Genomic DNA, 14,182 nt, shown 5'->3' with positions numbered 1-14,182 from the left:
AGCGATCGCCTTTGGAATCTGGGTTATTTGGTTGATATTGAGGATAAGCTGCGTCAGATTGGTTAATTTAGCGATCGCCTCTGGAATCTGGGTTATTTTGTTGTAACTGAGGATAAGCTGCGTCAGATTGGTTAAATTAGCGATCGCCTCTGGAATCTGGGTTATTTGGTTTTCATTGAGGTGAAGGTGCGTCAGATTGGTTAAATTAGCGATCGCATCAGGTATTTCAGTTAGCTCTACTCGAATTAAGATAAGTTCCTCTAAATGTAGTATTTGCGTTACCACATCGGGAATGCTCTCTAAAGGATTGCCACTAATATCCAACTTACGCAAATTAGGCAAACCCAATAGTTCGACAGGAAGCGTTTTTAAATTGTTGCCTGAAACCTTTTTGAGATAGGGGTATCCTACGTATTCATAACCTTCAACCTTCTTTCCTAAAATCAAAGACTCAAGCTGCTGCAATTTCCCAATTTCTACAGGTAACTCAGTCAACTCCTGCCCCGACAGGTCTAATTCTTGCCAACCCTCAGCCACGGCGCGATCTATCAGTACCAACAACTCATCCTGCGTCATAATTCCAAGGAGAAGGGTAAAAGGAAAGAAGATTGATGAAGATTATCTTAACTGATTAGGGAAAAATGCTAGGTTATCATTTTTTAGCGATCATGTCTTGAGATGAAGGGAAAAGCGAATTACACAGGTTTAGCGTAGGCGTAGCCCGTCGCAGACATCGCGCTTTTAGATATGGCGATCGCATATATCTAAATCTGGATTTTAGGCATCTCTATTATCAAAATTCATATTAATCTCTCTGCACAAGAGCAATTAAATGACCATCATTAATTACAAACTAAATTCTGCTGCGCCATCCTCATCCACATCTGCATCTTTACCCATAGCAGTAGGTTTAAATTTAGAACCATGAATTAATTCAGCAAACACAATTCCCGGATTTTGGTGAAGAATATTCAGCACACTCATAAAATCTCGCACAATTTCCCCCGGTGTCATTAATGCTTCTGCACCCAAGCGATTAATAATTTCTTGCACAAACTCCTTCAACTCACGATTTGTCAAAGTCTGTTCATACCCAAAATTGAGTGCATGAATCTCAGCTAAACGTTGCAAAAGCGTTAATATTTCTGCTTCACTCAACGGATTCAAGCGAATTACTGGCCCCAAATGTTCCTGAACATTAGCTTGGGCAACAAAACGGCTTTCTTTTGTGCGTCTTTGCCAAGCTTGGTCTGCAAAAAGTCCCCGTTTGGGGTCTTCTAAAAATTTAGTTGTTCCACCAACAACAATGCCAAGATGTTCTGCTTTACATTGCATGGTGTCGTTAAACATTGCCAGGAGTCGATTATAATTCTTTTCCCGCGTGACTGTAGTAGATATTTGATATAAATGTACGGCTTCATCAACTAAAATTAACAGTCCTTTATAGCCAATTTCAGCTACAAATTTCGCAAACAGTTTTATATAGTCATACCAACTATCATCATCAATAATAACGCGTACTCCTAAAGCTGCTTTCGCCTCAACTTTAGTAGTAAATTCTCCGCGCAACCAGCGCATTGCCGCATTTTTTAAATTATCATCATCCATTCGATAGCCACGCCAATAAGCGATAATCACGCTACCAAAATCAAAACCGTGAACTAAATCTTCAATATACTGAACTACTTCCCTAATTTTTGATTCAACTTTGTCATCAAAACCGTCGTCATTAGGACGCATTTCAGTTTCTTTAACTACTTCTTGTTGAATTTTATTAATCCATCCTTCTAAAATTGAGACTAAAGCACCACCATCAGGACGAGTTTTTGTAGCTAAGTGGCTCATTAATTCTCGATAGGTAGCGACACCTTCATGGTTGCTTCCAGCTAATCGGCGTTCAGGGGATAAATCAGCATCAGCTACTACAAAACCTTGTTCCATAGCGCGGTTACGAATTAGTTGTAATAAAAAACTTTTACCGGAACCGTAGTTACCAATTATGAAGCGAAATGCTGCCACACCTTCTGCAATATCATCAAGATTTTGTAATAGGCTTTTTAGTTCTTTTTCTCGCCCTACTGCTATATATTCAACTCCCACTCTTGGTACTACCCCCGCACCAAGAGAATTGATTAAAGCAGTGGAGATTTTTTTCGAGATTTTGAGCTTTGCCATGTATTACACTTCACTTTATTCTAAACGCGTAAGCACGCAGTAAGCTAGGTAAGGTAGATATTCACCTTATTACAAATCTTACGACGGCAATAATAATTTAATTTGATGACGGATGTCTAGCCATAAGCATTTCATGCATTGCAATCATTTTTTTGACATGAGTAATATACTCATCGTAAACCTCTGGGCTTTCTGAATCCGAGTTAATTATTAATTCACCAATAGTATCATTTGCTCGTTCATTTATTGAATCGATTAATAGATTTGGCATAGTAATATTTGCTTCAGCAATTTTTTTAATAGCAGCTTTGGGGTTATCTTGCTCGACTACAGCTTTTAACACTTGTAGTTCATATACTGGGAGATTTTTTAAAAAATTAGTCCATTCTTCTGGTAGGTTTTCAGATGCATCAGCTTCCAAAGTATTTACGGCTGCTGTAGCTTCCATTATCTCAGAAAAAGGAAACAATTCAGTTTCATCTTCTTGAGAATTATCAGACAAAGGTTCTGGATTAAATGTTTCTATTTGTTGGAGTAATTCCCATACTTGATTTTGCAATGAATCTCGTTCTTCTTGCAATAATGAAATTTGCCCTTGTAACTGTTGTAATTCTGCTTTTTGCTCTGCGAGTTGAGTTTGTGAATAATTTAGGGTAGCTTGAATATTTTCTTTTTCAGTTTTTGTCGCCGCCAGCAATTGATTTTTTTCGTTTGTCTCAACTTCTAACTCTTGAATTGCAATTCGCAGTTCGTATAATTTCTCTTCTAATTGAGGTTTTAGTCTGCCTAAAAGAGTTACATTACTTTCAATGTGTTGTTTCTCTTGCTGAAGTTCAGAAATTTGACTTTGCAACTGGGCAATTTCAGCACGAGATACATTACAATTCGACTCTAGACGGCGCTTCTCTGCTGTGAGAACAGAAAAAGCATTGTTCAATTCTGTTTGATTTTTCTGCGAGTTATTAATTTCAGTTTGCAGAGTATTAATTTCAGTTTCTAGTTGTTTTTTCTGTCCGGCAAATTTTCCTAATTCTCGATGTAAACTATCTCTTTGGTTACGACTTTCTATAACTTGATTTTGCAGATTTTGTGATTCTGCATATAATAAATTATGACGTTCTTCGATTTGGTTTATTTCTCTGACAACACGAGCTTTTAATCCCTCCATTTCTTTAATTCGTTTGTGAAGAGAACCTAAAACAAACATTTCATAATTTCTCCGCCGCTTATCTACAAATAATGCTGCTCCGTAAATAGTCGATGCAGTAATTACACCTGTGAGAAAGGCTTTATTAAAATCCCAACTTGGGACGAGACTAAGACCAAAACTCACACTAAAGGCAACTATCCCTAGTATAAATCGATTGCTGATCGTTACTGATTGCATATTGCTCGTTTTTAGTGTAGTTAATTATCAGAATAAGGAACTCTCATGCTAATTCGTAATTCGTAATTTAAATACAGGGGTTGTTATTTTTGGTTAAATAAGGTATTTTTCCAAAGTTTTATATTGCAGTAGTTTTGAAATATATCGTACTAGTTAGTGGTGCATAATATTATGTAAATAACAAAAAAGTGCCGATATAAATTAATTTTAATCAGAAGTGTTGGACGTATTGTTATCTAAATTAAAAAGTCTTAAATCTGCTTTTAAGAAGTCAATAAACTGTCGTGCTGTGCGTCCAGAACGACCGTTATGGCGAGTTGCCCATTGTAATGCTTGAAATTCCAAATCTTCTTGGGAAATATTAATTTCGGCTTGGGTTGCTAGATGTTGTACAATCTGTAAATAAGTTTTTTGATCGGCTGGTTCAAAAGTCAAGGTTAAACCAAAGCGATCGCTAAACGAAAGCTTCTCCTGCATCGTATCCCAAGCATGGATTTCCTCGTTATCCTTGGGGGTAGGTCTATCCACAAAAAACTCCCGAATCAGGTGGCGGCGATTGGAAGTAGCATACACAACTACATTTTGCGGCCGTGCGGTTAAGTTACCTTCTAAAACTACCTTGAGGGCTTTAAAGGCATCATCATCTTCTTCAAAGGAAAGATCATCGACAAAGATAATAAATTTTTGTGACACTCCTCGTAAATGTTCCACAATTTCTGGTAGGTCTTTTAAATCAGATTTTGTAACTTCCAACAAGCGGAGGTTGCGATCGCTATATTCATTTAACAAAGATTTCACTAAAGAAGATTTGCCAGAACCTCGGCTACCGTAAAGTAATACATGGAGTGCCATTTCTCCTGATAATAAAAACTCTGTATTTTTTAACAAAGCATCTTTTTGAGACTCATAACCTACAAGGGCACTCAGCTTAACCGGATCGGAATACCGAATACCGATAAACTGCCCACTTTGCCACCGTAAAGCGCGATATTCTGCAAATAAACCAGAGCCACATTGCCGATAATAAGCCGCCAAATGTTCTACAGCATCACCCCAATTATCTAAATCTTGTAAATATGTAGCGAACTTTGTATCTACTCCTACGAATTCTTGCTCTTTATACCACACTACTGGCGAAATTGGCATGTGAGCTACGCCTTGTATCCACTCACTTAAAGAAGCGCTGCTACATTCATAGAGACTTTGCAATATTTGTAAATCGTGCTGTACTGCTGCGACTAAAGCCGGGGGCAAATCTTTAAATTCTCGCACTTGGGCCAGCTTTGTAAAAGGATTCTTAGAGAAGAGAAGTTGAGTAATTAAATAGTCTTCCCAGTTTTGATTTTTAGCGGCCAAAGCGTGAAAGTAACGGCCGTAGGCTTCGAGACAACCCCGTGCATCCGAGTCAGTGTAACGTATAGCTTGCAACAGTTCCAAAAATGCGATCCCCACTTCGCCTTGGAGAACAGACTGGTACAGTAAGAGTGAGGCCGCTTGACGCTGGAGGTATTGAACTTTTGTATATAAGGAAGTATTTGCTATTGGCATGGCTTAATTATCTATCAATAAACAGTGTAATGTAGCTATTTAGCTATGGTAAATTGTCTGCTGACCCTGGCAGTAAAGTCAAAATCTACAGATGAACAATGAATTTAAGTATAATTGCTGCTTTCGCCTACGGCATATTAGCGCTCGCTGGTGGCATTATTGGCTATATTCAAGCTAGAAGTAAGGTTTCACTGTTAAGTGGTAGTATTAGCGGTTTATTACTAATACTTGCCGCTTACTTTCAACTCCAAGGACAAACCTGGGGTTCGATTTTAGCAGCGTTAGTTACTGCTGTCTTAGTAGTCGTCTTTGCAGTTCGACTAGCTAAAACACGCAAGTTTATGCCGGCGGGATTAATGACGATTTTGGGTATGTTGGCATTGGCAGTAATGGTGAATCAAATTGTGGCTTTAAGGTAACATCAGTCCTTAGAGGTTCTGATTAACTGGATAATATTCCTGTAACACTCGTCAATTCCATAATTTTCTCAAATTGAAAGTCCTGAGCTAAATTCTTGATAAAAATCTGTAGTGCTTCATTTTCTAAAGGTATTTGCTCGATCAACTCTAAAATTAAGTCATCGCTACATTGGGCTGCGGCAGTATACAACTGCTTCACCCATTCAGGTGACATTTCAGATAATATAGGCACTAAATCTGTAAGCTTCAAGATGGATTTTGTTATCTGTTCTTTTGATCCTATTTGAAAGTTATCTTCTTGATAAGTATATTGAATTCCTAAATATTCACTTAACTTTTCTAATAATTTTTCCTCGCGGAAAGGCTTATTTATATAATCATCACAACCTGCTTGAATCATTGCTTCTCGTTGTTCCTCAAAGGCATTAGCGGTTAAGGCAATGATAATGGTCTGGCAATTTGAGATTGAGGTTTTTTCTGTTGTTTTAATAATTTTTGTGGCTTCGTAGCCGTCCATAATTGGCATCCGCATATCCATTAAAATTAGATGTGGTTGCCATTTCTGCCAAACTGCGATCGCTTCGATGCCATTTGCCGCTTCTTGAACTACAAAGCCGATAGATGTCAGAATTTTCACCAGCACTAAACGGCTGTCTATGGAGTCATCAACCACCAAGATCCGATATTCGCTTTGAGCAGGCGCTAAACTCAGAACTTGCCGTCTAATTTGCTTAATCTGGATTTCGCTGGCTGTGGCTAGATTAATTTGAATATCAAAGGCAAATTTACTTCCCTCGCCAATAATGCTGCTAACACTAATACTTCCCCCCATTAGTTGCACGTATTTGCGGCTAATTGCTAAACCTAATCCTGTTCCCTGTTGCGATTTTCTTCCAGTTTCAGTTTGCCCAAAAGCTTCAAACAATAAGTCAATTTCTTCTGAGGCAATACCGCGCCCAGTATCTGTAACCTCAAAGATTAGAAATTGGGAATTGGATAAATTTTTTTCACTATCTCCCATGCCTACCCGTAATATAACTCTCCCTGTATCGGTAAATTTGATGGCATTTCCCAAGAGGTTAAGCAAGACTTGGCGCAGTTTACTTTCGTCAGCTTGGATGTACCGGGGGAGATAAGATGTGTATTCAAATACTAATTCTAATCCTTTGGAGGTAGCGCGAAAGCGCAACATTTCTTCGAGATTTTCTAAGAGGCGAATTAAGTCAAAACTGTTGAGATTTAATGTTATTCTGCCGGCTTCGATTTTAGACATTTCTAAAATATCGTTGATTAAGTTGAGGAGATGTTCGCCGGCACGATTGATGATTGCGAGGTTTTGCTGATGTTCAGTAGATAAAGCAAGATCGTGGCTCATCACTTGGGTAAAACCGAGGATGGCGTTGAGTGGGGTACGCAGTTCGTGGCTCATATTGGCGAGGAATTCGCTTTTGGCGCGGTTGGCAGCATCAGCAACGATCACAGCTTCTTGCAATGCTTGTGACTGCCTTTGAGTTTGCGCCAGTAATTGTGCCTGCTGTAAAGCGACACCCAATTGATTGCCAATTTGAACTACGATGTTAATTTCCCCTGGTTTCCATTGGCGGATATCGGAATTTTGATAACTCGCTAGTAATCCCCAAACCTGATTACCATATAAAATGGGGACAATAATGTAGGCTTTTGCCTGAAAGCGTTCTAAGAGGCTGATGTAACAAGGATTAAACTCAGCGTTGTAAATGTCTGGCACAGCAAGGAAGTTTGCAGCTTGAGTTGTTTGCAGATAAGGATCTTCCAGATAATCTTCTTTATCCAAGATTTTTGCTAGGCAACGCCCATCTTGTAAGATGCCCTCTGTGAGATCAGGATCATCGTTGTGTTCTTCGATGAGAGAAATCCAACCATTACCTACTGACTCGGAGACAAATTCGCCAGTCCAATGGGGATTGAAACGATAGACGACAACCCGATCGCAATTGAGTACTTGCCGCAATTCTTGGGTTGTAGCTGCAAATATAGTCTCTAAATCGAGTGTTTCACGCATCCTTTGAATAACTTGGGCGATCGCTCTTTCCCTTTCTGCACTCTCGCGCAGAGCTTCTTCTGCCAATTTTCTTTCGGTAATATCTGTAATTGTACCGATGTAGCCTTTGATTTCTCCATCATCTTGAAATTCTGGCAAAGCCTGACAAATTACCCAGACGACTGTACTATCATCACGCAAAAACCGATGTTCGTATTTATATGTCGCTTTAGCGATTCTTGCTTGATTCCATGCCAACAGCAGCTGCTCTCGGTCGTCTGGATGTACGGCTTTTGCCCAACCTGTTCCCAGAGATTCTTCTAAATTACATCCAGTAATCTCACTCCAGCGTTGATTAAAATATAAGATATTGCCATCCACATCAGCGTGAAATATACAAGCTGGTGAGGCTTCTGCTAAAAGTTTATATTGCTGCCTACCTGAGTGCAAAGCTAATTCTGCCAGTTTAGCATCGTTGATGTCTGCCCAATAATCAACACATTCTATTGGTTTACCAGCTTCGTCACAGATTAACCTCATCTTTTCGTAAAACCAATGATAAGTTCCGTCGGCGTGTAACCATCGGTATTCGTAGGAACTGTACTCCTGCTGAACCAATTGAGAAAATTTTTCTAAGAACAGTTCAACATCTTCAGGGTGGACGCGATCGAGCCAAAAATTGGGATTTTCCAGAAATTCCCGCGCTTCGTAACCAACCATCGCCTCAACGTTCTCACTAATAAAAGTAGTGCTAAAGTTACCTGATATTTTTTTGTTGCTATAAATCACCACAGGGCTAGAGGTGAGTAGATATTGTAGGCGTTCGTTGGCTAAACGCAGTTCTTGTTCGATGTGTTTGCAATAGCTAATTTCTACTAAAACCGTGCCTACACCAGAGGGGCAATGATCTTCATTAGGAATCGGAAAATAAGAAGCTAGGAAGTGGCGGATAACATCTGGTTGTTTAATTGATACGCTGTTTAATTCTTGATTAAGAATGGGTTGACCAGTTAACAGAACCTGTTGATAGATTGGTTCCACTAAGGGGGCGATATGGGGTAAGAGTTCAGAGATGGTCTTACCAATATGATCTTGCTGGGGTATTTCATTAATTTCCGCCAGCAGTTGATTGATTTGCACAAACCGTAGCTGCTTATCTACAATTTTCATGCCGACGGGAGCGCTGCTAAAAAAGGCATTGAGGCGGGCTTCTCTGAGCGCTAGTTCTTGTTCTAGGGTTTTGCGCTCAATCAACCCACCTAACTGAGCAGCAACAGCGTTGACTAGCAAGAGCAAACGTCTATCGATCGCTACTGAACTACGTTTAAAAAATACTAAAACAGCCAATACTTGGTTTCCAGCCAGGATGGGAACACCAAAACCAGCTTTTAATCCTGCCTTTGCTGCTTGTTGCGATCGCAAAAAAATTGGCTCTATTACTTCCGAAACATCTTCAATCCATTCCGGTTCTTGATTCTGCCAAACTCTTCCTGGTAGCCCTACTCCTAGAGGAAATTTCACAGTTTGGCTTTGACGGCAAAATTCTTCTAAATTGCTCTCCTTACCGTACCAACCAAGGCTTTGTTCTAAAACAGTACCATCTTCATTCGGAATCCATGCTTCACCAAAATCCCAGCCAATGGTGTGACAAATTAAACGTAAAACTAGCGCTAAAGAGCTATTGACATTACTGGCGCGAGTGATAGCTTGGGTTGTCAATAGTAACAAACGGCTTTCATTTTCTGCTTGCTTGCGTTCAGTAATATCTTTCGCTGTGCCCAGTACATACCATTTTCTATCAATCTCGATCATTTCCGCACTCAACAATGTTGTCTTGATTTCTCCGGTTGAAGTGCAGACATCAACTTCATAGTTACGGATGGCTTTAGTTTTTTGCAGCATTTGGGCGAGGAAATTATATTCTTCTGGATTCGCCCAAAGATTCAATTCTTCATCGGTGCGATTAATCACCTGAGAACGAGAATAAGCAAAAAAGCGACAAAAGCTGTCGTTAACTTCAACATAGCGTTTGTGGGGAAGAGTAATTAAAGCAATTGGATCGGGAGATGACCGAAAAGCTGATGCTAACTTTTCTTCAGAAGCCCGTTGTGCGGCTTCTGCGCGTTGGCGTTCTATTGCTTCCAATACCAGAGATACTAAATTGCCCAGAGAACGGGCGAAATTTTGGTCTTCTAAAGTCCAATGATGAACAACTCCCACAGCCTCCATACATAAGACTCCTACGGTTTTGCCCTCCAGCCGAATTGGTGTATCGAGTACGGAAGTAATGTTTAATCTTGAATAAGATGCAGAAAATTCTCTAATTCTGGGATCTTGATAAGCATCATCTGTAGCGATCGCTTGGTCTTGTTGCAAAGCTGCAAAATAAACTGGATAGTCTGCTGCTGATAAGGAAACTCCTTGGCTGTGTTGATTGCGACTGCCTTTAAATAGGTCAAAACACTCGATTTTCAAGCCTGTTTCGTCATACAACCAGATGCTGGCTCGTTCCACTCCAATATTTTTGACAGCAGCTTCAGTGATTTTTTCCAAAGCTGCTTTTAAGTCACCTTGATAAAGAGTCTTATTCTGTGCCAGTTGAGTTAGTACTAGATTATGATTGCGGAGCTTAATCGCGCTCTCTTGGAGTAATTTTTCTACGCCTCGGCGCTGTGTAATATTACTGGCAGTGCCTGTCATACCTATAACTAAACCTTCTTCATCGTGTAATGCGATCGCATTAAACATTAAATAAAGTAAAGTCCCATCCTTGGCTACACAGGTTGTTTCATGCTGAAAGAGCGGCTTTCCCTGTAAAACACGCTCAAAGGCTGCTTTATCTTGAATAATTTGTTTTGGCGAGATGAAATCAGTCAAGTTTCGCCCAATCATTTCCTGGGGTTCGTAGCCATAAATCTGCTTAACTGCCGGGTTAACAAAGGTAATTAATCCATCAATATCTACCGACCAGATCATATCCTGGGATGTCTCTACTAGGTGGCGATACTGAGTTTCACTCTTTTTAAGGGCGGCTTCGACTAAAAGGTGTTCGCTTTGGTAAACTTCTTTACAAAAGGTTTTAGCAAAGCCAACAGGAATATTTTGGAAAATCTCTTCTATTTGTTGGTTGCGAATATTTAACTCAACAGCAATCCGTTGACGTTCTTGAATCTCCTGTTGCAGTTGGGCATCTTGTTCTTTTAACTGTTGCTTTAGCCTTTGGAGAGTTAATTGATTTTGGATGCGAAGTAAAACTTCTTTAGTTTTGAATGGTTGAGTAATATAGTCAACGCCTAACTCCAAAATATGTAATTCTTCAGCTATTTCATCTAAAACACCGAAAAGAATTATCGGAGTTTCTTGAGTTTTATGGTGAGCTTTCAAATGTTGGCAAAATTCATAACCATCCATATTTGAGATGGAAACATTTAGCAAAAGTAAATCCGGTTCAGAAGTGAGCATCATATTGATTGCCAATTGTCCAGACATGGCAATCTGCAACTGATAACCTTCGTGTTGAAGAATGTTTGATAAACAATTCAAATTTTCTAGCTTATCATCAACTAATAATATTTTTATTTTTTGAATATCCATCTCAGTTATTAAGTAAATTTAAAATCATTATTAAATAAGAATTCAAAAGCCAGAATGGGCTAAACGCCCTACGAACGCTAATAGAAGTCAAAATCAATGAGTGAATCATTGTTCGGATAGCGTCCCGTAAACTCGCTTTTTCGTGTCGCTATCTGCCAGTCGTACATAATACCCAACTGAATTCTGTTTTGATAAATTATTGAATCAAACTGAAAATGAAGTCAGAAAGCAAGATTTATTTAAGAGATTGTAAAGAAAACTATCATCACTTACCACCATACTTTAGCTTAGGGTATAGAGATGTCAAGTTCAGCCAAAACCCTTTCAAGGTAACTCGTAAAATCTCTTATTTTTCTCAGCGATCTCTGTGCCTCTGCGGTTTAAAAGTATTTTTCCTAACCACGGAGGCGCAGAGGATACAAAGTATAGAGCTTCAAGAGGAATCTATTTACCGAAATTTTTACGCGCCTTGAAGGGGCTAGTCTAAACATCTTAAACTGAATTAATTGTCAATTATTAATTATCCATTGATAATGTTTACTGTCTTGTAGCTTGAACTCCACGATCCAGTTAGGACTTACGCAAAACTTGAGCCAAAATCTTCATTCTCAGGTAGAGGCAATTTATGAATTGCCCCTACACTGTCTAGTTTTGCATAAGTCCTAATTTTTATGAGAAAGTGCTATTCCTCCTGCACATCAATCCAGATATTGCCTTCTTCTACACGCAGAGGAAACACTGGCAGCGTCTTTGATGGCGAAACCAAAGAGAGTACTTTACCTACACCAGGCGGCCAAGAACACCAGTCTTGTACCTCACCAGTCCGTAAGTCAAAAGCGCTGCGATGGAAGGTACAAACGATTGCCCCATCTTTGATTTTGCCACTTTTCAATGGTAATTTTAAGTGAGGACAAGCGTTATCTACAGCATAAAACTGATTTTCGTGATTCAAAAGTAGAATTTTCCGGTTGCCAACTTTCACCACTTCTCGCGTACCTGGGGAAAGTGCTTCGGCTGCAAGAACTTTAGTCCAACTCATTAGGTTCTCCTTTCCTAATTGATCTGCTTTCAGTTTCCCGCAATTGTGACCCGTGCGATCGCTTTTCAATACTGGCGAAAAGTCAGTAAATCGCAAACTTTTCCCGAAATAGTAATGTCTAAGACGGGCTTTGCCAACACTGATGAAATATTAGAGCTATAAAATATTACCTTAAATTCTGTTTCGCACTGAATAAAATGAATTCTGGGTAAACTAAAAAAAGCACTTTTTATCCCCGCATAATAAGGCTTGTAGCCTATAAACACCAATTTTGATGAATATAAAAAATGATTAAGACAAGTTACGAATTCGACCAGTCTATTCTCCCAGCACAATCTTCATCAATAAATAATATTTAGTTAACAATAATTCACTTTTGGTAACTTTATTTGACAAACCATGAATCAGTTCTCCAAATATATAGCAATCCTAAATCATTCGTGAACAACGAGATCCCCGACTTCTTTAAGAAGTCGGGGATCTGAGCCTTGTGATTTTCAGTCCTTGACGTTTGCTCGCAATCAACCTCAAGGATTTGAAATTCTTCACCTGTCATCGTCAGATGATTTGATGTACAATGATCCGATGTTACTAGAATTTCAAACTCAAAGTTAATAGCGGTACTAAGCCGTTCTACATTGAATTTGCATGGTTATGGCGGGCAAGATGCCCATCGTACAAGGGCTTGGTTTAATTTAATTATGCAATTTAAATGTTTTTCCGCTTATCCACCCTCCACACACCTATCGGAAAATACAAAGTAGAAAATTTTCTTTAGAAAAGAAAGCAGGGACACGCTATTTGAATTCGTTTTTCTGCTCCTTTCCCTAACGGAGTTAAAGCCACTATTTGCCATCACTTAGTTTCAAAAGGAGAATATCTTGGATGGCTCGAAATAAAAAGAAATCAGCCGGGTTCAAGTATGAGCATCCACTTGACTCTAGATGCCCTATTTGTTGTATTATCCCGCCCCACATGCTGGAAAATGTCGTTGTCAATGGCAATCCTCAGCAGCGTAGCTGGGCTTTTCATACATTAAATGTTTCAGCACAGTTTCGCGGACGGAGAAATGTCGTAGGTACTGTCTCGTTTGCACCTTCTCCGGGTGAAAAACGCCGCACGATTTACGATGCGAAATATGGGCAGCAACTCCCTGGTACATTAGTGCGTGGTGAAGGCGATCCTCCTAGCAGCGATGTAGCAGTGAATGAAGCCTACGATGCTGCTGGTGCTACTTATGACTTATTTTATGAGATATTCGATCGCAACTCGATTGACGACAAAGGACTACGTTTAGACTCCACCGTGCATTATGGCGTTAAATATGACAACGCCTTTTGGAACGGCGACCAAATGGTTTATGGTGATGGCGATGGAGAAATATTTCAACGCTTCACGAAGTCAATTGATGTGATTGGGCATGAACTAGCTCATGGTATAACCCAATATGAAGCGGCTTTACAGTACTATGGTGAACCAGGGGCACTCAATGAATCATTTTCTGATGTCTTCGGTTGCCTGGTGAAACAAAAGACCAAAAATCAAACTGCACAAGAGGCAGATTGGCTGATTGGTGAAGGGCTTTTAGTCCCGACTGTCAATGGTGTTGCCCTGCGATCGATGAAAGCACCGGGAACAGCTTATGATGATCCCGTATTGGGTAAAGATCCTCAACCAGCCCATATAAAAGATAAATACACTGGGGTTGAAGATAATGCAGGGGTGCATATCAACTCAGGAATCCCTAACCATGCCTTTTATCTAGCGGCTGTTGAAATTGGCGGCTATACCTGGGAAAAAGTTGGTAAAATCTGGTACATAGCTTTACGCGATCGCTTGCGTGCCAAAGCAGACTTTAAAAAAGCTGCTAGCGTCACTATTCAAGTTGCTGGCGAACTCTACGGTAATGGCAGTGATGAGCAAAAAGCTGTGCAGAACGCTTGGCAAAAGGTAGGAGTTATTTAGAGAGGCGATGAATCGCGTCTGATAGGAATAAATAA

At 39.7% G+C, this 14,182-nt stretch carries 8 protein-coding genes; 2 read left to right on the top strand and 6 right to left on the bottom strand.

Annotated features, from left to right (window positions below; genetic code table 11):
• From VB732_RS21855 to VB732_RS21840, 4 genes are all read right to left on the bottom strand, one after another.
• On the bottom strand, window positions 1-576 hold a 576-nt coding region (locus VB732_RS21855; protein ID WP_323232999.1), incomplete at its 3' end, for a leucine-rich repeat domain-containing protein.
• 270 nt (window positions 577-846) lie between these two features.
• Window positions 847-2,175: an ATP-binding protein gene (locus tag VB732_RS21850; RefSeq protein WP_323232998.1), complete on the bottom strand. Its 1,329-nt coding sequence runs from the start codon at window positions 2,173-2,175 to the stop codon at window positions 847-849.
• A gap of 97 nt (window positions 2,176-2,272) precedes the next feature.
• Window positions 2,273-3,562, bottom strand: coding sequence for a tellurite resistance TerB C-terminal domain-containing protein (locus VB732_RS21845; protein WP_323232997.1), 1,290 nt, complete (start codon window positions 3,560-3,562; stop codon window positions 2,273-2,275).
• A 207-nt stretch (window positions 3,563-3,769) separates the two neighbouring features.
• Window positions 3,770-5,110, bottom strand: a complete 1,341-nt coding sequence (locus VB732_RS21840; RefSeq protein ID WP_323232996.1) for an ATP-binding protein — start codon at window positions 5,108-5,110, stop codon at window positions 3,770-3,772.
• 98 nt (window positions 5,111-5,208) lie between these two features.
• Here VB732_RS21840 and VB732_RS21835 point away from each other — a divergent pair, with 98 nt between their 5' ends.
• Window positions 5,209-5,529, top strand: coding sequence for a TMEM14 family protein (locus VB732_RS21835; RefSeq protein WP_323232995.1), 321 nt, complete (start codon window positions 5,209-5,211; stop codon window positions 5,527-5,529).
• A gap of 22 nt (window positions 5,530-5,551) precedes the next feature.
• Here VB732_RS21835 and VB732_RS21830 read toward each other — a convergent pair whose 3' ends face one another.
• Together VB732_RS21830 and VB732_RS21825 are read right to left on the bottom strand one after the other, a co-directional pair.
• On the bottom strand, window positions 5,552-11,143 hold the full coding sequence (locus VB732_RS21830) for a PAS domain S-box protein (RefSeq protein WP_323232994.1): 5,592 nt from the start codon (window positions 11,141-11,143) through the stop codon (window positions 5,552-5,554).
• Between the two features lie 682 nt (window positions 11,144-11,825).
• The gene (locus VB732_RS21825; RefSeq protein WP_323232993.1) at window positions 11,826-12,182 is read right to left on the bottom strand and encodes a Rieske (2Fe-2S) protein; all 357 of its coding nucleotides are present in this window, start codon (window positions 12,180-12,182) and stop codon (window positions 11,826-11,828) included.
• An 885-nt stretch (window positions 12,183-13,067) separates the two neighbouring features.
• Between VB732_RS21825 and VB732_RS21820 the strand changes: the two genes are divergently transcribed.
• Window positions 13,068-14,147 carry a M4 family metallopeptidase gene (locus VB732_RS21820; RefSeq protein WP_323232992.1) on the top strand — a complete coding sequence of 360 codons (1,080 nt, stop codon included), beginning with the start codon at window positions 13,068-13,070 and terminating at the stop codon, window positions 14,145-14,147.
• Window positions 14,148-14,182: the final 35 nt, after the last annotated feature.

The sequence above is a fragment of the Nostoc sp. UHCC 0252 genome (assembly GCF_034931145.1).
In the GTDB taxonomy this organism is placed as follows: Bacteria; Cyanobacteriota; Cyanobacteriia; order Cyanobacteriales; family Nostocaceae; genus Nostoc.
Note: the sequence above shows the minus strand (reverse complement) of the source record. Positions and strands in the feature narration are given on the sequence as shown.

Coding starts and splice junctions, on each gene's coding strand:
- VB732_RS21850 (WP_323232998.1), bottom strand. CDS start 2,175: ATGGCAAAGCTCAAAATCTCGAAAAAAATCTCCACTGCTTTAATCAAT.
- VB732_RS21845 (WP_323232997.1), bottom strand. CDS start 3,562: ATGCAATCAGTAACGATCAGCAATCGATTTATACTAGGGATAGTTGCC.
- VB732_RS21840 (WP_323232996.1), bottom strand. CDS start 5,110: ATGCCAATAGCAAATACTTCCTTATATACAAAAGTTCAATACCTCCAG.
- VB732_RS21835 (WP_323232995.1), top strand. CDS start 5,209: ATGAATTTAAGTATAATTGCTGCTTTCGCCTACGGCATATTAGCGCTC.
- VB732_RS21830 (WP_323232994.1), bottom strand. CDS start 11,143: ATGGATATTCAAAAAATAAAAATATTATTAGTTGATGATAAGCTAGAA.
- VB732_RS21825 (WP_323232993.1), bottom strand. CDS start 12,182: ATGAGTTGGACTAAAGTTCTTGCAGCCGAAGCACTTTCCCCAGGTACG.
- VB732_RS21820 (WP_323232992.1), top strand. CDS start 13,068: ATGGCTCGAAATAAAAAGAAATCAGCCGGGTTCAAGTATGAGCATCCA.